Origin of the sequence: Streptomyces sp. NPDC013157 (assembly GCF_042899865.1) — a bacterium.
GTDB lineage: Bacteria > Actinomycetota > Actinomycetes > Streptomycetales > Streptomycetaceae > Streptomyces.
On record NZ_JBIBAK010000006.1, the window covers coordinates 365732 to 385451 of the forward strand.

The window sequence follows — 19720 nt, forward strand, 5'->3', positions numbered from 1 at the left end:
AGGGCTAGTCGACCCCTCTGATCCGCCCCACCAGCCACGCTCCCGCCAGCCCGATCACCGCCGCCACCAGGTACAGGACGCGGTAGCCGCCGAGGTAGGTGACGATCGGTGCGGCGAGGGCGGGGGCCGCGACCTGGGGCAGGGCGTTGGCGACGTTGATGACGCCGAGGTCCTTGCCGCGGTCGAGGGCCTTCGGCAGGACGTCGGTCATCAGCGCGAAGTCCACGGAGGTGAACACCCCGAAGCCGATGCCCAGCACCGACGCGGCCACGAGCGCCCCGGGCCAGGTCTGCCACACCGACAGCAACGCCGTCGCCACCGCCATCAGCATCCCCGACCAGATCACGAACGGCTTGCGGCGGCCCACCCGGTCCGACCAGACCCCGCCGACCACGACCGTCGCCATCAGCGTCAGCCCGTTGACGGCGGTCAGGATCAGCACGCCCTGGTCGGGGTCGGAGTAGTGGAGGCGGTCGCGGAGGTAGTAGAGGAGGTACAGCAGCACCAGCGCGTTGCTGAGGTTGATCAGGAAGCGGGTCAGCCACGCCCAGCCCAGGTCCGGATACCGGCGCGGGCTCAGCCAGAAGCCCGCCAGGAAGCCCCGCCAGGACCACCCCGGGCGGTCCTCCGGCGCCAGCCGCAGGTCCGGATGGCGCAGCACGTACGGCAGGACGCCCAGCGTCGTGAACACCGCGCACGCCACGTAGCCGGCCCCGACGCCTCCGGCGGCCGTCGCGAGCCCGGTGCCGCCGACCACGCCGAGGATCTGCGCGGCCCCCAGCCAGCCGCCCACGGAGCCCCGCTGGAGCCGCGGCACCCGGTCCGGGACCGCCGCCGTGACCGCCGCGAAGGCCGCGTTCAGGGTGAGCTGGACCAGGCCCCAGCCCAGCATCATCGTCCCCATGCCGCCGGCGCCCGCGAGCAGCAGCAGGGACAGCGCCCCACCCGCCGTGCCGGCGACGATCCACGGCGTACGGCGGCCCCAGCGGGACGTCGTACGGTCCGACAGCGCGCCGAAGACCGGGTTCGCGGCCAGCGACACCACCGCGCCGACGCCGGTCACCCACGCCAGCATGGTCTCCTTCGACATGCCGGAGCCGGGTGCGAAGTCCTTGGCCTGGGAGGCGAGCAGGATCTGCAGCGGGCCGTACCAGCCCACCCAGATCGCCCCGTTGGCCAGCGAGAGCGCCGACGTCCAGCCGCGGCCGACCCGCTCGACCGGCTCCGCCAGCGCGGCGGCGGGTTCCCGGAGCGTCGTCATCTCTGCGCCCGCAGCAGGTCCCGGTACCAGGCGTACGACGACTTCGGGGTCCGCGCCTGGGTCGCGTAGTCGACGTGGACCAGGCCGAAGCGGCGCGCGTACCCCTCGGCCCACTCGAAGTTGTCGAGGAGCGACCAGACGAAGTAGCCCCGCACGTCGACGCCGGCCTCGACCGCCCTGTGCAGCGCCCGGACGTGGCCGTCCAGGTAGGCGATGCGGTCCTGGTCGTCGACGCCCTCGTAGGAGCAGCCGTTCTCGGTGATGACGACGGGCGGGAGGCGGTCTCCGTAGCGCTCGCGGAAGCCGGTGAGGAGTTCGGTGAGGCCCTCCGGGACGACCGGCCAGCCGAAGTCGGTCACCGGGACGTCCTCGATGTCCTGGACGGAGAAGGGGAGTTCGGCGGGGAGGGTGAGCCCGCCGAACTCGATCTCGGTGCCCTGCGGGGCGCCCACCCTGGTCGGGGCGTAGTAGTTGACGCCGTACCAGTCGAGCGGCTCGGCGATCACCTTCAGGTCGGCGGCGACGTCGCCGGGCATCAGGTCGCCCATGCCGTCCGGGTACTCGCCGAGCAGGACCGGCTCGGCGAACAGGCGGTTGAGGAGGAGGTCGTAGAAGGCGGCCGCCTCCAGGTCCGGCTGCTCCTGGGAGGCCGGCCAGGTCGGGCCGTGGGAGTTGGCGATGCCGATGTCGGCAGCACCGGCCGCGCGCAGCGCCCGTACGGCCAGGCCGTGGGCGAGCAGCTGGTGGTGGGCGACCGGGAGCGCGTCGAACATCAGCTGCTTGCCGGGGGCGTGGGCGCCCAGGGCGTACCCGAACAGGGTCTGCTCGGCGGGCTCGTTGAGGGTGATCCACTTCTTGACCCGGTCGCCGAGCCGGTCGGCGACGGCGGAGACGTAGTCGGCGAAGTGTGAAGCCGTGTCCCGGTCCAGCCAGCCGCCCCCCGCGGCGGAGCCGCTGTTGGGCACAGCCTGCAGGGCCACCGGCAGGTCCCAGTGGAAGAGGGTCGGGACCGGGCGGATGCCGGCCGCGCACAGCTCGTCCACCAGGCGGTCGTAGAAGTCCAGGCCGCCCGCCGAGCGGACCCGCGGCCAGGAGATCGAGAAGCGGTACGCGTCCACGCCGAGGCCGGCCAGGAGCGCCACGTCCTCGCGGTGGCGGTGGTAGTGGTCGCAGGCCACCGCCGCCGTGGAGCCGTCCTTGATCCGGCCCGGCTCCGCCTCGAACACGTCCCACACGGACGGCTCCCGCAGGTCGGCCGCGCCCTCGATCTGATGCGCCGAGGTCGAGACGCCCCAGAGGAAGCCGTCGGGGAACCGAGGGAAGGGGTGCAGCGGATGGACCGCGTCTGTCGCCATGGCCGGGATCATCCTTACCCCCGGTAACGTAAGTCAACGCCCGCGCGTGAACTACCCGTTACCGGGCCCGGTCACGCCCCTTCCTTCAAGACCCGTGAGATCAGTTCGCGTTGGTCCTCGGACAGCCGCGGGTCGGCCGCGTACACCGTCCGTCCGTCCACGGTGATCTCGTACGCGAACCCGTCCGGCACGCCGGGCGGTGGCGTGCCCCGGCCGGCCGCGAGCGCGCGCTCGGCCAGGGCCTGCCACTCAGGGGCGTCGGGCCGGGCCGAGGTGTCCACCTCGGCCCGGCGCTCGATGCCCGCGAACCCGCCCGTGCGCCTCACCTGAATACGCATGGGTCCCTGTGTAGTACGGATCCGGGCGGTGTGCACCCCCGCCCCCGCACGGTCAGGAGGCCTGCACCCCCACCTGGGACCAGGCCTTGAGGGCCGCCTCGCTCTCCTCGCCCGCCTGGTAGCGCGCCTTGGCCGCGGCGACCGTGAGCTTCGCGAAGTCCGTGAACGTGGCGTCCGACCGCAGTTCGCCGCCGGTGAGGACGTCGTACCAGATCTGTCCGGCCCGCTCCCAGGCGTTGCCGCCGAGGGCGGTGGCGAGCAGGTAGAAGGCGTGGTTGGGGATGCCGGAGTTGATGTGTACACCGCCGTTGTCCCGGCTGGTCTTCACGTAGTGCTGCATGGTCGCCGGCTGCGGGTCCTTGCCGAGGCGCGGGTCGTCGTACGCCGTGCCCGGGGCCTTCATCGAGCGCAGCGCCACGCCGTGCACGCCCGGGGCGAGCAGGCCCTCGCCGATCAGCCAGTCGGCCTGGTCGGCGCTCTGGCCGAGGGAGTACTGCTTGATGAGGGACCCGAAGACGTCGGAGACCGACTCGTTCAGGGCGCCGGACTGGCCGTAGTACTCCAGGTTCGCGGTGTACTGGGTGACGCCGTGCGTGAGCTCGTGGCCGATGACGTCGACGGAGGTGGTGAAGTCGACGAAGATCTCGCCGTCACCGTCGCCGAACACCATCTGGTCGCCGTTCCAGAAGGCGTTGTCGTAGTTGACGTCGTAGTGGACGCTCGCGTTCAGCGGCAGCCCGTTGCCGTCGATGGAGTTCCGCTCGTACGCCTTCAGGTACAGCTCGAAGGTGGCGCCGAGGCCGGCGTAGGCGCGGTTGACGGTGGCGTCCTGACCGGGCTCGGTCCCCTCCGCGCGGACCTCGGTGCCGGGGAGGTCGGTGCGGTGCTCGGCGTCGTAGATCGTGCGGTGCGGAGCGGTGTCGGGCGCCGCCGGGGCGGCGACGGCGGCGAGGGTGCGGACCGCGGTGACCCGGCGGCGGACCCGGGCCGCGGAGTCGTGCTGCAGGGTGCGCAGCGCCGCGTCGGAGAGTGCCTGGTCCTCGTGCTGGGCGAGGTGGTCGAGGATATGCGGCGGCACGATCCCGCAGAAGACGGGCGTGCGGCGGATGACGGGCTCAGAGCCCCCGTTGGTCGTCATGCACCGCACCTTCGCATTGAGTCACTCGGCTGTCACTACCTGCAACCGTGATTGGTGAAATACCGTGACAATTGGCCACTCTCCGTGAGGGAGGGTGGTATGGCGCACGTTTTGTCCTGTTTCTCCTCACGGTCCCGCATACTGATACGGCGCCCCGCGTCCGAAGGGGCTCGGCTAGCATGCGGAGCATCATGCGTTTCGGGCTGCTTCTTCTTAGCTGCCGCGGCGAGGGCCTGTAGTCCAGGTCGACTCCCTCCCCGCGGAGCTTCGCGTTGCGTCGTCGGCCGTCCTTCCGGACACCCACTAGGAGCCCCGCAATCATGGCCAACCGCCAGCAGCCCAGCACCATGCCGATCCACAAGTACGGTCGCTACGAGCAGGTGGACATCCCGGACCGCACCTGGCCCGGGAAGCGGATCACCGAAGCCCCCCGCTGGCTCTCCACCGACCTGCGCGACGGCAACCAGGCCCTGATCGACCCGATGTCGCCCGAGCGCAAGCGCCGGATGTTCGACCAGCTGGTCAAGATGGGCTACAAGGAGATCGAGGTCGGCTTCCCCGCCTCCGGCCAGACCGACTTCGACTTCGTGCGCTCGATCATCGAGGAAGAGGGCGCGATCCCCGACGACGTGACGATCTCCGTACTGACCCAGGCCCGCGAGGACCTGATCGAGCGGACCGTCGAGTCGCTGAAGGGCGCCAGGCGGGCCACCGTCCACCTGTACAACGCCACCGCCCCGGTCTTCCGCCGGGTCGTCTTCCGCGGCTCCAAGGACGACATCAAGCAGATCGCCGTCGACGGCACCCGCCTGGTCATGGAGTACGCCGAGAAGCTGCTGGGCCCCGAGACCGAGTTCGGCTACCAGTACTCGCCGGAGATCTTCACCGACACCGAGCTGGACTTCGCGCTGGAGGTCTGCGAGGCGGTGATGGACGTATACCAGCCCGGCCCGGGCCGCGAGATCATCCTCAACCTGCCCGCCACGGTGGAGCGTTCGACGCCGTCCACGCACGCGGACCGCTTCGAGTGGATGCACCGCAACCTGTCGCGCCGCGAGCACGTCGTGCTCTCCGTCCACCCGCACAACGACCGCGGTACGGCCGTCGCCGCCGCCGAGCTGGCGCTGATGGCCGGCGCCGACCGCGTCGAGGGCTGCCTGTTCGGGCAGGGCGAGCGCACCGGCAACGTCGACCTGGTCACCCTGGGCATGAACCTGTTCTCGCAGGGCGTCGACCCGCAGATCGACTTCTCCGACATCGACGAGATCCGTCGCGTGTGGGAGTACTGCAACCAGATGGAGGTCCACCCGCGCCACCCGTACGTGGGCGACCTGGTCTACACGTCCTTCTCCGGCTCCCACCAGGACGCCATCAAGAAGGGCTTCGACGCCATGGAGGCCGACGCGGCCGCCAAGGGCGTCACCGTCGACGACATCGAGTGGGCGGTGCCGTACCTGCCGATCGACCCGAAGGACGTCGGCCGCTCCTACGAGGCCGTCATCCGGGTCAACTCGCAGTCCGGCAAGGGCGGTATCGCCTACGTCCTGAAGAACGACCACAAGCTGGACCTGCCGCGCCGGATGCAGATCGAGTTCTCCAAGCTCATCCAGGCCAAGACGGACGCCGAGGGCGGCGAGGTCACCGGCGCCGACATCTGGGCGGTCTTCCAGGACGAGTACCTGCCGAACCCGGAGAACCCCTGGGGCCGCATCCAGGTGCGGACGGGCCAGTCGACGACGGACACGGACGGCGTGGACACCCTCACCGTCGAGGCCACCGTCGACGGCGTGGACACCGTGCTGACCGGCTCCGGCAACGGACCGATCTCCGCGTTCTTCGACGCGCTGCAGGGCCTGGGCATCGACGTACGCCTCCTGGACTACCAGGAGCACACGATGAGCGAGGGTGCCTCCGCGCAGGCCGCCTCCTACATCGAATGCGCGATCGACGGCAAGATCCTGTGGGGTATCGGCGTCGACGCGAACACGACGCGTGCGTCGCTGAAGGCGGTCGTCTCCGCCGTCAACCGCGCGACGCGATAACCTCTCTGACCGGCGGTTTCGAGGCCCTGATCAGCTCTCGTGGCGATCAGGGCCCCGTCGTTTCCCGGCCATCCCGCCGGGCAGGTCACGGACTGGTCTCGTACGGGGTACTGACTCAGGCTCCTCCATGTGGCTAACATCACGCCAGCGGTGGCGATGTTGCCACGGCGTTACGGAGGTGCGACGTGCTGCCAGTACGGGGACGAGACTGCCGAACCGCCAGGCCTGCCCGCATTCTGGGCACCCGCACCGCCTGGACACCCGTCGGCGACGGGGAGTTCTTCTGCCCCGGCTGCGGCGGTGACCGCAACTACCAGCGGCTGACCGGCCGTCGCCGCTTCACCCTGCTCGGCGTGCCTGTGCTGCCGCGCGGCACCACCGGGCCGGTCGTGGAGTGCGCCGCCTGCCGCCACCACTACGGCACCGACGTCCTCGACCACCCCACCACCTCCCGCTTCTCGGCGATGCTCCGCGACGCGGTGCACACCGTCGCCCTGGCCGTCCTGGCGGCCGGCGGCACCTGTGCCCGTACGGCCCTGGAGGCGGCGGCGGGCGCGGTCCGCGCCGCCGGTTTCGAGGAGGCCACGGAGGACCAGCTGAGCGCGCTGGTCGAGGCCCTCGTCGCCGACACCGGGCGGGTCTTCGAGCAGCCGTACCGCGCCAGCCTGGCGATAGAGCTGCACGAGGCCCTCGACCCGCTGGCCCCGCATCTCGCCCCCGCCGGACGGGAGGCGGTGCTCCTGCAGGGCGCCCGGATCGCGCTCGCCGACGGCCCCTACACCAACGCCGAACGCGAGGTACTCGGCACCGTCGGCGCGGCCCTGACCATCTGCGCCGACGACGTGAGCCGGCTGCTGGCGGCGGCGCGCATGCCGTCCTGAACCGTTCACCCGGGTGGCCGTACGGGGCCTGGCGGATCGTCACCGACCCCGCCTCCGCCCACCGTTGGCGCTCCCGGTACCGGTCGCCCTCGCGATTCACGACGTCAGCGCGGTTCGCGGGAGCTCGACATGACCCGCTCCGCGGTCTGACGGCACGCCAGACCGGCCGACCCGTTCGGCCGTTGTGGAGATGCGGTGAAGGCGGCCGGGAGCACCATGGGAAGAGTGAGTCATGTGTCTCCTGTGACCCGGGCGAGCCGGATCTCCCTCGCCGCCGCCCTGCTGGTCGGGGCGTTCACGGCCGAGCCCCGGGCCTGGGCGGCCGGCTGCGGGTCCTCCGTGCCGTACGTCTCCGGCGAGGGCGGCTACGCCCAGTTCCGCATCCCGGCCGTCGTCCGCTCCACGCACGGCACCCTGCTCGCGTTCGCCGAGGGCCGGCACACCACCACCGGGGACAGCGGTGACATCGACGTCGTACTGAGACGTTCCGGCGACGGCGGCTGCACCTGGGACCCGCTCCGGGTGGTGGCCCGCGGCGGCGGGAACACCCGCGGCAACCCGGCGCCGGTGGTGGACCCGAAGAGCGGCGAGGTCGTCCTGGTGACCTCGTACAACGACGGCTCGGTGAGCGAGGACCAGATCATGCGCGGCCGGGTCACCGAGGCGCAGAGCCGCCGGGTGTACGTGCAGCGCAGCGGCGACGACGGACGCCGCTTCACCCGCCCGCGCGAGATCACCGCCCAGGTGAAACCTTCCGGCTGGCGCTGGTACGCCACCGGCCCCGGGCACGCCGTCGCCCTCACCCGGGGACCGCACCGCGGGCGCCTGATCGTCGCCGCCGACCACTCCGCCGCCCCGCGCGCCGGCTCCGCCGACACCGGCCGGGAGGCCAGGTACTACGGCGGCCACGCGATCTACAGCGACGACGGCGGCCGCAGCTGGCACCTCGGCTTCGTCGACGACTCCTACACCGGCCACGACAACGCCAACGAGACCACGGCAGCCCAACTCCCCGACGGCCGCGTCTACTTCAGCGCCCGTGACCAGAACGGCTCCAGCCCCGGCAACCGCCTGGAGGCCTGGTCGAGCGACGGCGGCGAGACCCTGGACGCCCCCTACAGCGTCCAGCCGACGCTGTCCAGGGTCCCGGTGGTCGAGGGCTCCGTACTCCAGCTCCCGGGCCGCGACGGGCCGTTGCTCTTCTCCGCCCCCTCGGTCCCGACCGCCCGCAGGTCCATGGCCCTGTGGACCAGCACGGACCAGGGCGTCACCTTCGCCAGGTTCCGCACCCTGTCCGACCTGAAGGCCGCCTACTCCGACCTGGTAGAGGTGGACAAGGACACGGTGGGGGTGCTGTACGAGACGGGCACGAAGACGGCGTACGACACGATCGAGTTCCGCCGCATCGCGGCCCCCTGAGCGGGACCGCTTCTCCCGGCCGGGCAACCGAATCCACGGGTTAGGTGGTCTGGAGGGCGAGGGGGTGGCTGATGCAGGCCGAACTAGAGTCCCAGTTCCAGGAGTTCGTCAGAGCACGGTGGTCGCATCTGGTGCGGACCGCCTATCTGCTCACCGGTGACCCGCACCACGCGGAGGACCTGACGCAGACCGCGCTGGCGAAGGCCTACCGGTCCTGGCGGCGCGTCTCCCGGACCGACCATCCGGAGGCGTACGTCCGCCGCATGCTGGTCAGCTGCAACAGCGACCGGTTCCGCAAGCGCCGGGTCGCCGAGTCGCTGACCGACGCACCGCCGGAGCGCGCGGGGTACGACGACGCCGTGTCCCGGGCCGACGAGCGCGGCACGCTGCTCGCGGCCCTGGCCGGGCTGCCGCCGAGGCAGCGCGCGGTGGTGGTGCTGCGGTACTGGGAGGACCTGTCCGAGGGGGAGGTCGCCGAGGTGCTCGGCTGCTCCCAGGGCACGGTCAAGAGCCAGGCGTCCAAGGGCCTGGCGAAGTTGCGTACGGTTCCGGGGCTCGCGCAGGCCATGAGCCACGCGGCGCCCGTGCAGGGAGGCAGCAGGTGAGCGGTCAGAAGCAGGGCGGGGCGCCCGAGCCGGAGTTCGAGGACCGGGTGCGGGTGCTGCTGGCGGGGGACGCGTCCCTGGTCCGGCCGTCACCGGTGCCGTACCCGGAGATCCGGCGCCGGGGCGTGCTGGAGCGGCGGCGGCGCCTGGCCGTGGGCGGGGCGGCGCTGGCGGCGCTGGCGGCGGTGCCGGTCGGCGCGTACGCGCTGGGCGGCGGCAGCACCACGACGAGCCCGGCCGGGCCCAGCCCCACCGTGCTGGCCAGCGAGAGCCCGGCCCCGACCCTGTCGCCCACCGCGACAGCCCCGGCACCGTCCGGGTCCCCGACGGGCCCCGCGGCCCCTACGTCCCCCTCGGCCCCTTCGGCCTCCACACCGTCGGCCACCGCCACGGCGCCGGCGCGCCCGGCGTCCGCGGCGCACCAGCTGCTGGACGGGATCACCTTCGACCAGGCCGCCGCCGGACTCGGCAAGTGCCTCGACTACAACAAGGCGCAGCGCCAGGACCCGGCCTACACCGACCTCGGCAAGCCGGCCGACTACCGGATCATCCTGGCGATGCGGAGCACCGGGGACTCCAACGCCCCCGGCGACGGCTACTTCGTGGTCGCGGTGCGGGAGAAGCCGGTGGCGGCCCGGCTCATCTGCAGCGTCAAGGACGGCGCGGCCTCCGGCCTGAACACCAGCATCGGGGACCCCTTCGGCGACGCGGGGACACCCGTGGTCCCGGACATCAACAGCGGCAAGCTCTACCAGCAGTCGGTCATCGACAAGGGCAACTGGAAGCTGCCGTTCCGCTGGGGGATCATCGGCGGCTACCGCGCCTCGGTGGCCGCGATGACGGTCTCCTACGGCGACAGCGCGGGCGAGGTGGTCCTCGACCACGGCTGGTTCGTCGCCACCGGCACCCTGGCCAAGCAGGTCACCGCGGCCCCGCACCTGAAGGGCTACGACGCGGCGGGCAAGCTCGTCTACGACTCCGACCAGGACGCGTCGTACGAGAAGACGCTGCCCTAGCCGACGGCTCAGCCGGTGCCGACCCCGTGCAGCAGGTTGGCCACCAGCCGGTCCGCGAACTCCTCGGTGAGGGGTTCGTCGGGCAGCAGCAGGCGGTGGTAGCAGGCCCCCCAGAGCTGGTCGACCAGGATCTGGGGGTCGGCGTCGGCGCGCAGCTGCCCGCGGTCCTGGGCGCGCCGCATCGCCGCCACGGCCAGTTCGCGGCGCGGCCCGGAGTAGCGCTGGAGGAGGGCGGCGGACAGGTCGGGGTCGGTCTGCGCCTGGCCGATGAGCCCGCCGATGACCCGCCCGGCCGGTGTCCCGGTGAGCAGCCGGACGAACGCGCGGACCTGGGCCGTCAGGTCGGCCCCGATGTCGCCGGTGTCGGGGAAGGCGAGGACGGACTCGACGGCGTGGAAGTAGCCGTCGAGTGCGAGTGTGCCGCGCGAGGGCCACCACTTGTGCAGGGTCGTCTTGCTGACCCCGGCCTCCTGGGCGACCCGCTCGAAGGTGAAGGCCGCCATGCCGTCGCGCAGGAGCAGCGCCCCGGCGGCGGCGAGCACGTCCGCCCGCACCTCGTCCGCGGGCCGCCGCCCGCGCCCCCGCCGCACCGGCGTCCCTTCCGTCCGCTGCTCCACGTGCTGCCTCCCGACCGTGCTCCTGGTCATGTCCGCCGACCACTCACTGTGACATATGGACGCCGCGTCCACCATCCGGCTCCCGCGCCACCGCCCACCGACCGCGGCGCCGTCGTGGCTGGTCGCGCAGTTCCTCGCGCCCCTGCGGGGCGCGGCGGTGGCGTCATTGGTCCCACCTCTGGTGGTTTACGCCATTCGCGCGCCTTGCCTTGACCGGCCCTGAACCCCCTCTTATGGTCGCGCTGAAACACCGTACGTCCGACGTCTCCTTTCCCCCACGCTGGAGGCACCGTGCGCGACGAGGCGACCCACGGCCGCAGGACGTTCCTGGCGCACACCGGCGCGCTCGGCGCGGCGGCCGCTCTGTCCTCGCTCACGGCGTGCGGCCCCAAGTCCACGATCGACCTCGGCGGCAGCGGCTCCGACCGCACCCTCACCGCCGTGATCGGCTACGGCAACGACGGCAGCTGGGACCCCACCCAGACCGCGTCCGCGTTCGCGATGGCCGCCAACAACCACATCTACGAGGGCCTGGCCGACACCGACCCGATCACCCGCGCCCCCTACCCGGCGCTGGCGACCCGGCTGCCCGCCGACGCGAACGCCACCACCTGGCGGTTCACCCTGCGCCAGGGCGCCACCTTCCACGACGGGAAACCGGTCACCGCCGACGACGTGGTCTTCGTCTTCGACCGGATCCTCGACCCGGGCACCCAGACCCTGGCCCAGGGCTTCTTCGCGAGCTGGCTGAAGGAGGCCCGGAAGATCGACACCCGGACCGTCGACCTGGTGCTGAGGTTCCCCTTCCCGGACGGCGTCGCCCGCCTCACCCTCGCCAAGATCATGCCGGCGCACGTGTTCTCCCGGCCCGGCGCCTGGGACGACGCGATCAAGGGACTGGCGGTCGGCTCCGGACCGTACCGGCAGACCGGGCACCACCCGAAGTCGAACACCACCTTCGCCGCGTACGACCGCTACAACGGCCCCCGCAGACCCGCCTTCCGGCAGATGAACTGGCTGACGATCGTCGACGCCGCCTCCCGCGTGGCGCGGATCTCCGGGACCGACGCCGGCGCCCAGATCTCCGACAACATCCCCTACGCCAACATCCCCCGCCTCGAACAGGGCGGCCTGTCGGTCGGCGGCGGCGCCGGGATGAACAACGCGTTCCTGATGTTCAACACGCAGCACAGGCCCTTCGACGACGTCCGGGTCCGCCAGGCCCTGCACTACGCCATCGACAAGGCGAAGATCGTCGAGGTCGCCCTCAAGGGCCGCGGAAAACCGGCGAGTTCGTTCCTGAACGAGACCAACCCCGCCTACCGTCCGGCGAAGACGGTCTACGACCACGACCCCGACAGGGCCAAGGCGCTCCTGAGGGCCGCCGGAGTCAGCGGCCTGCGGGTGAACATCCTCGCGGCCAACGTGAGCTGGCTCGTCGACTGCCTGCCCACCATCAAGTCGTCCTGGGACGCGATCGGCGTCGCCACGACCCTGTCCCCGCAGGAGACCACGGCCGTGTTCACCAAGATGGACCAGAAACAGGACTACCAGGTCGTCGCCGCCGTCTCGAACCCCAACCAGTTCGGCCTCGACGCCGACCTGATCATGCACTACAACTACGGCCCCCGGAACCTGTGGATGGGCTACGCCCGCTGGGCCGGCAACGCTGTCGCGAAGCAGCTCTTCAAGGACATGGACGCGGCCACCCGCGAACCGGACCCGGACAAGAAGAGGACGATGATCCAGGAGTACATCGACGTCGTCGCCGAACAGGCCGTCCTCTACCCGGTCGTCCACAACGAGCTGATCACCGCCTGGGACCCGCGTAGGCTCACCGGCATAAGGGCCCAGCCCTACCCGGGCATCAACGTCCTCACCGCCAAGTGGGCCTGACCGCATGACCGCCGTCCTGCGCATCCTGCTGCGCCGTACCGCCCTGCTGGTGCCGCTGCTGCTCGGCATCGCCCTGTTCGTGTTCCTGGTGATGCGGTTCTCCGACGTCGACCCGGCGTCCGCGTTCTTCCAGGGCGCCAACCCCACCCCGCAGCAGCTCCACGACTTCCGTGAACGCAACGGCCTCCTGGACCCCCTGCCCCTGCGCTACGTCCACTTCGTCGGCGGCCTGCTCCACGGCGACCTCGGCACCAGCGCCCTCACCCGCACCCCGGTCCTCGACCAGGTCCTCACCGCCCTGCCGCTCACCCTCCAGCTGACCTTCCTGGGCCTTGGCATCGCCGTCGTCCTGGCCCTCGCCGGAGGCGTCACCGCGGCCATCCACCGCGACCGCTGGCCGGACCAGACCATCCGCGTGCTCTCCCTGGTCGGCGTCGCCGCCCCCGCCTTCTGGCTGGCCCTGCTGATGATCCAGTACCTCGCCGTCGACCGCGGCTGGTTCCCGTCCGGCGGCTACATCAACCCCGAGGACTCCGTCACCGGCTGGCTGAGGACCATGGCCCTGCCCGCCCTCGCGCTCTCCCTCCCGGTGGCGGCCCAGCTCACCAGGATCGTCCGCACCTCGGTGGTCGAGGAACTCGACAAGGACTACGTCCGCACCGCGATCGGCAGCGGCCTGCCACCCCACGTCGTCGTCGGCCGCAACGTCCTGCGCAACGCCCTGGTCAACCCCCTGACCGTGCTGGGCCTGCGGGTCGGCTACCTGCTCGGCGGCGCCGTCGTCATCGAGACCGTCTTCGCCCTGCCCGGCATGGGCAAGCTGATGATCGACGCCGTCCAGAACGGCGACCCCGCCGTCGTCCAGGGCGTCGTCCTCACCACCGCGACCGGCTTCGTCGTCGTCAACCTCGTCATCGACATCCTCTACCTGCTGGTCAACCCACGGCTGAGGGAGGCCACATGACGACGTTCACCCGCGCGGCCCTCACCACCGCCCTCGCCCGCCCCGGCGTACGACTGCGCAGACTGCCACCGCTGTCGAAGGCGGCCCTCGCCTTCCTGACCGTGATCGTCCTGGTGGCGGTGTTCGCCCCCCTCCTGGCACCCGACGACCCGCTCGCCCAGCAGGCCCCCGCCGACGGCACCGGCCACCCCTCCGCCGGCCACTGGATGGGCCAGGACAGCCTCGGCCGGGACATCCTCAGCCGGCTGATGTACGGCGCCCGCTGGTCCCTCGCCATCGGCCTCGGCGCGACCGGCCTCGCCCTGGTCGCCGGCGCCCTCCTCGGGGCCCTCGCGGCCACCTCCCGCAAGGCCGTCGACGAAACCCTGATGCGCTGCCTGGACGTGGTGATGGCGTTCCCCGGCATCGCCCTCGCCGCCGTCCTGGTAGCCGTATTCGGCGGCGGCATCACGGTCCTGATCTGCGCGATCGCCTTCCTCTTCACCCCGCCGGTGGCCCGGGTCGTCCGCGCGAACGTCCTCGACCAGTACGGCGAGGACTACGTCACCGCGGAACGCGTGATCGGCGCCCGCACCCCGCACATCGTCGTCCGCCACGTGGCGGTCAACTGCCTCGCCCCCGTCCTCGTCTTCTGCACCGTCCAGGTCGCCGAGGCCATCGTCTTCGAGGCGTCCCTGTCCTTCATCGGCGCGGGCGTACGGCCCCCCGACCCGTCCTGGGGCAGCGTCATCGCCGACGGCAAGAACATGGTCCTGACCGGCGGCTGGTGGGCCACCCTCTTCCCCGGCCTGCTCATCCTCCTCACCGTCCTCTCCCTCAACATGCTCTCCGAGGGCGTCTCGGACGCGTGGGCATCACCGTCGGGGAGGGAGCCGGAGCCGGCCCCGGACCCCGTAGCGGCTCCCGAGCCGGGCGAGGCCCCGGAGCTGCCGTCCCTGACCGAGGCGGCCGACCGGCTACGACGGCGTGCCCGTCCCCTCCCCTCCCGAGAGGGCCCGCCGGTCCTGTCCGTGGAGAACCTCACGATCGCCTTCCCGGACCGCCACCGGGGCGTGAACATCGTGAACGGCATCAGCTTCGACATCCACCCGGGCGAAGTCCTGGGCCTGGTGGGGGAGTCGGGCTGCGGAAAGTCCCTGACGGCCCTGACGATCATGGGTCTGCAGCCGAAGACGGCAAGGGCGACAGGCCGGATCCTCTTCAGCGCCGTCGGCCGAAGCGCCCCGTCAGGGGCGCGGGGCTGTACTGAATATGCGGCTACCGCCGCGCGGGCGCGACCAGCCACAGACCACCCGCACCCGCCCGTCGACCTCACCACCCCCCACCGCCGCCTCCTCGGCCACGAGATCGCGATGGTCTACCAGGACGCGCTGTCCTCCCTGAACCCCTCCATGACGGTCAACGCCCAGCTCAGGCAACTCACCCGGCGCGGCGGCCACCGCCCACCCGCCGAACTCCTCACCCTCGTCGGCCTGGACCCCACCCGCACCCTGCGGAGCCATCCCCACGAACTCTCCGGCGGCCAGCGCCAACGCGTCCTCATCGCGATGGCCCTCTCCCGCGACCCCCGCCTGATCATCGCCGACGAACCGACCACCGCCCTCGACGTCACCGTCCAGGCCCAGGTGATGGAACTCCTCCTCCGCCTTCGCGAGGAACTCGGCTTCGCGCTGATCCTCGTCTCCCACGACCTCGCCCTCGTCGCCGACGTCACCGACCGGGTGGTGGTGATGTACGGCGGCCAGATCGCCGAGAGCGGCGTCACCGCCGAACTGGTCGGCGCCCCCACCCACCACTACACGCGCGGCCTGCTCGGCAGCGTGCTGTCGCTGGAGTCCGGGGCCGAGCGGCTCACCCAGATCAGCGGCGTGGTGCCGTCCCCCGCCGACTTCCCCGCAGGGTGCCGCTTCAGCGACCGCTGCCCGGCCGCGAGCGAGATCTGCCGTACGACACCACCCGGCCTCACCGGCACCCCCACCCACACCGCGGCCTGCCACCACCCGGCCGTCGACCTGGCGGCGAGCACGGAGGCGGTGACGTGAGCGCGGTGCAGCTGACCGGCGTCCACGTGGTCCACCGGGCCCGCGGCGGAGGCGTGTTCGGCCGGGACCGGGTGTACGCGCTGACCGGCGCCGACCTCACCGTGGCACCCGGCGAGACGGTCGGCGTGGTCGGGGAGTCCGGGTGCGGGAAGTCGACGCTGGCGAAGGTGCTGGTCGGCATCCAGCGGCCGACGGCCGGCACGGTCACCTTCCACGGCCGCGACCTGTGGGCGATGCCGCCGGGCGAACGCCGGACGACCGTCGGCGCGAGCACCGGCATGGTCTTCCAGGACCCGTCGACGGCCCTCAACCGCCGCCTGCCGGTACGCCGCATCCTGCGCGACCCGCTGGACGTCCACGACCGCGGCAGCAAGGCCGAACGGGAGGACAGGGTGCGGGAGCTGATGGGCCTCGTCGGCCTGCCCCGGGCGCTCGCCGAGGCGCTGCCCGGCCAGCTCTCCGGCGGCCAGCGCCAGCGCGTCGCGATCGCCCGCGCCCTCGCCCTGGACCCCGACCTGGTGGTGGCGGACGAACCGACCAGCGCCCTGGACGTCTCGGTCCGCGCCCAGATCCTCAACCTCCTGCTCGACCTGCGCGAACGCCTCGGCCTCGCCATGGTCTTCGTCTCCCACGACATCCAGACGGTACGGCGGATGAGCGACCGGGTGATCACCATGTACCTGGGCCGGATCGTCGAGGACGCCCCGGCCGCCGACGTCACCGACCACGCCCGGCATCCGTACACCCGGGCCCTGTTCTCGGCCACCCCGGGCCTGCTGAACCCGATCGACCCCATCCCGCTCACGGGGCCGGTGCCCTCGGCGACCCGGCCGCCGTCCGGGTGCCCGTTCCGCACCCGTTGCTGGCGGGCGGACGACGAGTGTGCCGTCCGCATGCCTGACTTCTCGGCCGCGCCACGGCCCGGTCACCGCTACCGCTGTCACCACCCGATGGATCCTGTGGAGGAGGACCAGCCGAGCCACAGCCTGCCCAGGGAGCCCTGATGACGCTGCCCACCCCGCTCACCGGTGTCGTACCGCCCGTCTGCACGCCCCTGACACCGGACCGCGAGGTGGACGTCGCCTCCCTGCGCAGGCTCGTCGACCATCTGGCGGCGGCCGGGGTGGACGGGCTGTTCGTGCTGGGGTCGACGTCGGAGGTGGCGTACCTGACGGACCGGCAGCGCAGGCTGGTCACCGAGACGGTGGTCGCCCACGTGGCCGGCCGGCTCCCGGTCCTGGCGGGCGTCATCGACATGACGACCCCCCGGGTCCTGGACCACGTCGCGTCCGTCACCGCGGCCGGCGCGGACGCGGTCGTCGTCACCGCCCCCTTCTACACCCGCACCCACCCCGCCGAGATCGCCCGCCACTACCGCCTGGTGGCCGGCCGGTCGCCGGTACCGGTGATCGCGTACGACATCCCGGTCGCCGTCCACAGCAAGCTCCCCGCCGGCCTGGTGCTCGAACTGGCCGCCGAGGGGGTGCTGGCCGGCCTGAAGGACTCCAGCGGCGACCTGGCGGGCTTCCGCGAGGTCGTCACGGGCAGCAGGGGCCTGGCCGGCTTCAGCGCGCTGACGGGGTCCGAGCTGACCGTCGACTCGGCCCTCGCGCTGGGCGCCGACGGGGCGGTGCCGGGGCTCGCCAACGTCGACCCGGACGGCTACGTCCGCCTGGACCGGCTCTGCCGGGCGGGCGACTGGGAGCGGGCGCGGGCCGAGCAGGAGCGGCTGTGCGGCCTCTTCCGGATGACCGGCGTCGGCGACCCGGCCCGGATGGGCGGCAGCTCGGCGGGGCTGGGGGCGTTCAAGGCGGCGCTGCACCTGCGCGGGGTGATCGACTGCCCGGCCACCGCCGAGCCGCAGGTGCCGCTGTCGCAGGAGGAGACCGAGTGCGTGGCGAAGTACCTCGCGGGCGCGGGACTGATGTAGGAGCCGCCCCGGCCCTCCGCGCGTGACGTGACAGACTCCGGCCGAGTCTAGGCACGCAGCGCCACACCGGTGATGCGAAGCGTGAAATTCCCGGGGGCGGGGGAGCCAGGTGAGGTGAACGCGATGAACCTCCCCATCGGCTCCTGCGCCGTCGACACCCGTACCGGACGGCTGGGCATCGTCATGGGCCACGAGGGTCCCTACGTGCAGTTGCGGCCGTACGGGGGAGGACGGGAGTGGGACGCGCACCCGGACGCCGTACGCGTCGCCACCCAGGCCGAACGGCTCGGCGCGGCCACCGCCCACGCCAACGCCCGCAGCCGCGGCGAGGCGTCCTGAAGACCGCCTTGCCCGACGCCTCCTTCCGGCGGCAGGGCAGAATGGGCCCATGAGCCTGTTCCGCGACGACGGCATCGTGCTGCGCACCCAGAAGCCGGGTGAGGCGGACCGGATCATGCTGCGGCGACGCGGGGGACATGGCGTCCGTTCGCCGCTGCCCCGCGGACCGCACCCCCGGCAGAGAGTCGGTGCGCCATGAGTCTCTTCCGGGACGACGGCGTCGTGCTGCGCACCCAGAAGCTCGGTGAGGCGGACCGCATCATCACCCTGCTCACCCGTGGGCACGGCCGGGTCCGGGCGGTGGCCCGTGGGGTTCGGCGGACGAAGTCGAAGTTCGGGGCCCGCCTGGAGCCCTTCTCCCATGTCGACGTGCAGTTCTTCGCCCGCGGCAGCGAGCTGGTGGGGCGCGGGCTGCCGCTGTGCACGCAGAGCGAGACCATCGCGCCGTACGGCGGCGGGATCGTCACCGACTACGCGCGGTACACCGCCGGGACGGCGATGCTGGAGACCGCCGAGCGGTTCACCGACCACGAGGGCGAGCCGGCCGTGCAGCAGTACCTGCTGCTGGTGGGGGGCCTGCGGACGCTCGCCCGCGGGGAGCACGCCCCGCACCTCGTCCTCGACGCCTTCCTGCTGCGCTCCCTCGCCGTCAACGGCTACGCGCCCAGCTTCGAGGCCTGTGCCAAGTGCGGCATGCCCGGACCGAACCGCTTCTTCTCGGTCGCCTCCGGCGGCAGCGTCTGCGTCGACTGCCGGGTGCCCGGCAGCGTCGTACCCTCGCCGCAGACCCTGGTTCTGCTCGGCGCGCTGCTTACGGGAGACTGGGAGACTGCGGACGCGGCCGAGGCCCGGCACGTCCGGGAGGGCAGTGGGCTGGTGTCCGCCTATCTGCACTGGCATCTCGAGCGCGGGCTGCGCTCGCTCAGGTACGTAGAGAAAAGCTAGCGGGAAGAGCTAGCGGGAAAAGCCAGAGGGAGACGAGAAGCACATGGTCGTACGCGGGATCCTGGGGCGTCAGCGCCGCGAGTACCAGGCGCCGGAACCGCACCCGTCCGGTGCCCGCCCGCCGAAGCTCCCGGGCGAACTGGTCCCCGGCCATGTGGCGATCGTCATGGACGGGAACGGCCGCTGGGCGAAGGAACGCGGCCTGCCGCGCACCGAGGGCCACAAGGTCGGCGCCGAGCAGGTCCTCGACGTGCTCCAGGGCGCGATCGAGATGGGCGTGCGCAACATCTCGCTGTACGCGTTCTCCACCGAGAACTGGAAGCGTTCGCCCGAAGAGGTCCGCTTCCTGATGAACTTCAACCGCGACTTCATCCGCAAGTCCCGCGACCAGCTCGACTCGCTCGGTGTCCGGGTGCGCTGGGCGGGCCGGATGCCCCGGCTGTGGAAGTCGGTCGCCAAGGAGCTCCAGGTCGCCCAGGAGCAGACCAAGGACAACGACCTGCTCACCCTGTACTTCTGCATGAACTACGGCGGCCGGGCCGAGATCACCGACGCGGTGCAGGCGATCGCCGAGGAGGTGAAGGCGGGCCGGCTCGACCCGTCGAAGATCACCGAGAAGACCATCCAGAAGCACATGTACTACGCCGACATGCCGGACGTGGACATGTTCCTGCGGCCCAGCGGCGAGCAGCGCACCTCCAACTACCTGATCTGGCAGAGCGCTTACGCCGAGATGGTCTTCCAGGACGTGCTGTGGCCCGACTTCGACCGCCGCGACCTGTGGCGGGCGTGCGTCGAATTCGCCTCCCGCGACCGGCGGTTCGGCGGGGCCATCCCCAACGAGGAGCTGCTGGCGATGGAGGGCCGCACGGAGGAGAACCCGTCGGGCATCTGACGGTCACCCCTGGTTCATGAGGGCCGTCGAGGATGCG

General features: G+C 71.9%; 19 protein-coding genes. 14 read left to right on the plus strand and 5 right to left on the minus strand.

The window, feature by feature from the left end; genetic code table 11:
- Positions 1 to 4: 4 nt before the first annotated feature.
- From ACFY6U_RS20995 to ACFY6U_RS21010, 4 genes are read right to left on the minus strand one after another with little or no spacing between them, the layout of a single operon-like run.
- Positions 5 to 1261, minus strand: a complete 1257-nt coding sequence (locus ACFY6U_RS20995) for an MFS transporter (RefSeq protein WP_390040223.1) — start codon at positions 1259 to 1261, stop codon at positions 5 to 7.
- Entirely contained in the window at positions 1258 to 2628 is a 1371-nt protein-coding gene (locus tag ACFY6U_RS21000) for a GH1 family beta-glucosidase (protein ID WP_390040225.1), read from the minus strand. The genes ACFY6U_RS20995 and ACFY6U_RS21000 overlap by 4 nt, the downstream gene beginning before the upstream one ends.
- Positions 2629 to 2687: 59 nt before the next feature.
- A complete protein-coding gene (locus tag ACFY6U_RS21005) occupies positions 2688 to 2954 on the minus strand; it encodes a protealysin inhibitor emfourin (protein ID WP_351490539.1) in 267 nt (88 codons plus the stop codon).
- Between the two features lie 52 nt (positions 2955 to 3006).
- Positions 3007 to 4092, minus strand: coding sequence for a M4 family metallopeptidase (locus tag ACFY6U_RS21010; protein ID WP_390040227.1), 1086 nt, complete (start codon positions 4090 to 4092; stop codon positions 3007 to 3009).
- Between the two features lie 320 nt (positions 4093 to 4412).
- Here ACFY6U_RS21010 and leuA point away from each other — a divergent pair, with 320 nt between their 5' ends.
- From leuA to ACFY6U_RS21035, 5 genes are all read left to right on the plus strand, one after another.
- Positions 4413 to 6134: a 2-isopropylmalate synthase gene (gene leuA / locus ACFY6U_RS21015; RefSeq protein WP_390040229.1), complete on the plus strand. Its 1722-nt coding sequence runs from the start codon at positions 4413 to 4415 to the stop codon at positions 6132 to 6134.
- 185 nt (positions 6135 to 6319) lie between these two features.
- Positions 6320 to 7015, plus strand: a complete 696-nt coding sequence (locus tag ACFY6U_RS21020; protein WP_390040231.1) for a TerB family tellurite resistance protein — start codon at positions 6320 to 6322, stop codon at positions 7013 to 7015.
- 243 nt (positions 7016 to 7258) lie between these two features.
- Positions 7259 to 8434: an exo-alpha-sialidase gene (locus tag ACFY6U_RS21025; RefSeq protein ID WP_390040462.1), complete on the plus strand. Its 1176-nt coding sequence runs from the start codon at positions 7259 to 7261 to the stop codon at positions 8432 to 8434.
- A 71-nt stretch (positions 8435 to 8505) separates the two neighbouring features.
- The gene (locus ACFY6U_RS21030; protein WP_351490529.1) at positions 8506 to 9039 is read left to right on the plus strand and encodes a SigE family RNA polymerase sigma factor; all 534 of its coding nucleotides are present in this window, start codon (positions 8506 to 8508) and stop codon (positions 9037 to 9039) included.
- A complete protein-coding gene (locus tag ACFY6U_RS21035) occupies positions 9036 to 10055 on the plus strand; it encodes a hypothetical protein (protein ID WP_390040233.1) in 1020 nt (339 codons plus the stop codon). Before ACFY6U_RS21030 ends, ACFY6U_RS21035 begins: the two co-directional genes overlap by 4 nt.
- Before the next feature lie 8 nt (positions 10056 to 10063).
- Here ACFY6U_RS21035 and ACFY6U_RS21040 read toward each other — a convergent pair whose 3' ends face one another.
- Positions 10064 to 10702, minus strand: coding sequence for a TetR/AcrR family transcriptional regulator C-terminal ligand-binding domain-containing protein (locus tag ACFY6U_RS21040; protein WP_390040235.1), 639 nt, complete (start codon positions 10700 to 10702; stop codon positions 10064 to 10066).
- 261 nt (positions 10703 to 10963) lie between these two features.
- Here ACFY6U_RS21040 and ACFY6U_RS21045 point away from each other — a divergent pair, with 261 nt between their 5' ends.
- The 9 genes from ACFY6U_RS21045 (at position 10964) to ACFY6U_RS21085 (ending at position 19683) form a co-directional block, all read left to right on the plus strand.
- Positions 10964 to 12568, plus strand: coding sequence for an ABC transporter substrate-binding protein (locus ACFY6U_RS21045; protein ID WP_390040237.1), 1605 nt, complete (start codon positions 10964 to 10966; stop codon positions 12566 to 12568).
- Between the two features lie 4 nt (positions 12569 to 12572).
- The gene (locus ACFY6U_RS21050; RefSeq protein WP_351490519.1) at positions 12573 to 13532 is read left to right on the plus strand and encodes an ABC transporter permease; all 960 of its coding nucleotides are present in this window, start codon (positions 12573 to 12575) and stop codon (positions 13530 to 13532) included.
- On the plus strand, positions 13529 to 15574 hold the full coding sequence (locus ACFY6U_RS21055) for a dipeptide/oligopeptide/nickel ABC transporter permease/ATP-binding protein (RefSeq protein ID WP_390040240.1): 2046 nt from the start codon (positions 13529 to 13531) through the stop codon (positions 15572 to 15574). The genes ACFY6U_RS21050 and ACFY6U_RS21055 overlap by 4 nt, the downstream gene beginning before the upstream one ends.
- Positions 15571 to 16578 carry an oligopeptide/dipeptide ABC transporter ATP-binding protein gene (locus ACFY6U_RS21060; RefSeq protein ID WP_390040242.1) on the plus strand — a complete coding sequence of 336 codons (1008 nt, stop codon included), beginning with the start codon at positions 15571 to 15573 and terminating at the stop codon, positions 16576 to 16578. The genes ACFY6U_RS21055 and ACFY6U_RS21060 overlap by 4 nt, the downstream gene beginning before the upstream one ends.
- A complete protein-coding gene (locus ACFY6U_RS21065) occupies positions 16578 to 17504 on the plus strand; it encodes a dihydrodipicolinate synthase family protein (protein WP_390040244.1) in 927 nt (308 codons plus the stop codon). Before ACFY6U_RS21060 ends, ACFY6U_RS21065 begins: the two co-directional genes overlap by 1 nt.
- Before the next feature lie 123 nt (positions 17505 to 17627).
- Entirely contained in the window at positions 17628 to 17843 is a 216-nt protein-coding gene (locus ACFY6U_RS21070; RefSeq protein WP_351490511.1) for a hypothetical protein, read from the plus strand.
- A gap of 49 nt (positions 17844 to 17892) precedes the next feature.
- Positions 17893 to 18042: a hypothetical protein gene (locus tag ACFY6U_RS21075; RefSeq protein ID WP_390040246.1), complete on the plus strand. Its 150-nt coding sequence runs from the start codon at positions 17893 to 17895 to the stop codon at positions 18040 to 18042.
- Positions 18039 to 18788, plus strand: coding sequence for a DNA repair protein RecO (gene recO / locus ACFY6U_RS21080; RefSeq protein WP_390040248.1), 750 nt, complete (start codon positions 18039 to 18041; stop codon positions 18786 to 18788). Before ACFY6U_RS21075 ends, recO begins: the two co-directional genes overlap by 4 nt.
- A gap of 43 nt (positions 18789 to 18831) precedes the next feature.
- Positions 18832 to 19683, plus strand: a complete 852-nt coding sequence (locus tag ACFY6U_RS21085) for an isoprenyl transferase (protein ID WP_390040250.1) — start codon at positions 18832 to 18834, stop codon at positions 19681 to 19683.
- The last annotated feature ends 37 nt before the right edge of the window (positions 19684 to 19720 follow it).

Excerpts from the sequence above, each read along its gene's own strand:
- ACFY6U_RS20995 (WP_390040223.1), bottom strand. The coding sequence starts at position 1,261 with ATGACGACGCTCCGGGAACCCGCCGCCGCGCTGGCGGAGCCGGTCGAG.
- ACFY6U_RS21050 (WP_351490519.1), top strand. The coding sequence starts at position 12,573 with ATGACCGCCGTCCTGCGCATCCTGCTGCGCCGTACCGCCCTGCTGGTG.
- recO (WP_390040248.1), top strand. The coding sequence starts at position 18,039 with ATGAGTCTCTTCCGGGACGACGGCGTCGTGCTGCGCACCCAGAAGCTC.
- ACFY6U_RS21005 (WP_351490539.1), bottom strand. The coding sequence starts at position 2,954 with ATGCGTATTCAGGTGAGGCGCACGGGCGGGTTCGCGGGCATCGAGCGC.
- ACFY6U_RS21010 (WP_390040227.1), bottom strand. The coding sequence starts at position 4,092 with ATGACGACCAACGGGGGCTCTGAGCCCGTCATCCGCCGCACGCCCGTC.
- ACFY6U_RS21055 (WP_390040240.1), top strand. The coding sequence starts at position 13,529 with ATGACGACGTTCACCCGCGCGGCCCTCACCACCGCCCTCGCCCGCCCC.
- ACFY6U_RS21085 (WP_390040250.1), top strand. The coding sequence starts at position 18,832 with ATGGTCGTACGCGGGATCCTGGGGCGTCAGCGCCGCGAGTACCAGGCG.
- ACFY6U_RS21070 (WP_351490511.1), top strand. The coding sequence starts at position 17,628 with ATGAACCTCCCCATCGGCTCCTGCGCCGTCGACACCCGTACCGGACGG.
- ACFY6U_RS21000 (WP_390040225.1), bottom strand. The coding sequence starts at position 2,628 with ATGATCCCGGCCATGGCGACAGACGCGGTCCATCCGCTGCACCCCTTC.
- ACFY6U_RS21065 (WP_390040244.1), top strand. The coding sequence starts at position 16,578 with ATGACGCTGCCCACCCCGCTCACCGGTGTCGTACCGCCCGTCTGCACG.
- ACFY6U_RS21075 (WP_390040246.1), top strand. The coding sequence starts at position 17,893 with ATGAGCCTGTTCCGCGACGACGGCATCGTGCTGCGCACCCAGAAGCCG.
- leuA (WP_390040229.1), top strand. The coding sequence starts at position 4,413 with ATGGCCAACCGCCAGCAGCCCAGCACCATGCCGATCCACAAGTACGGT.
- ACFY6U_RS21030 (WP_351490529.1), top strand. The coding sequence starts at position 8,506 with ATGCAGGCCGAACTAGAGTCCCAGTTCCAGGAGTTCGTCAGAGCACGG.
- ACFY6U_RS21040 (WP_390040235.1), bottom strand. The coding sequence starts at position 10,702 with ATGACCAGGAGCACGGTCGGGAGGCAGCACGTGGAGCAGCGGACGGAA.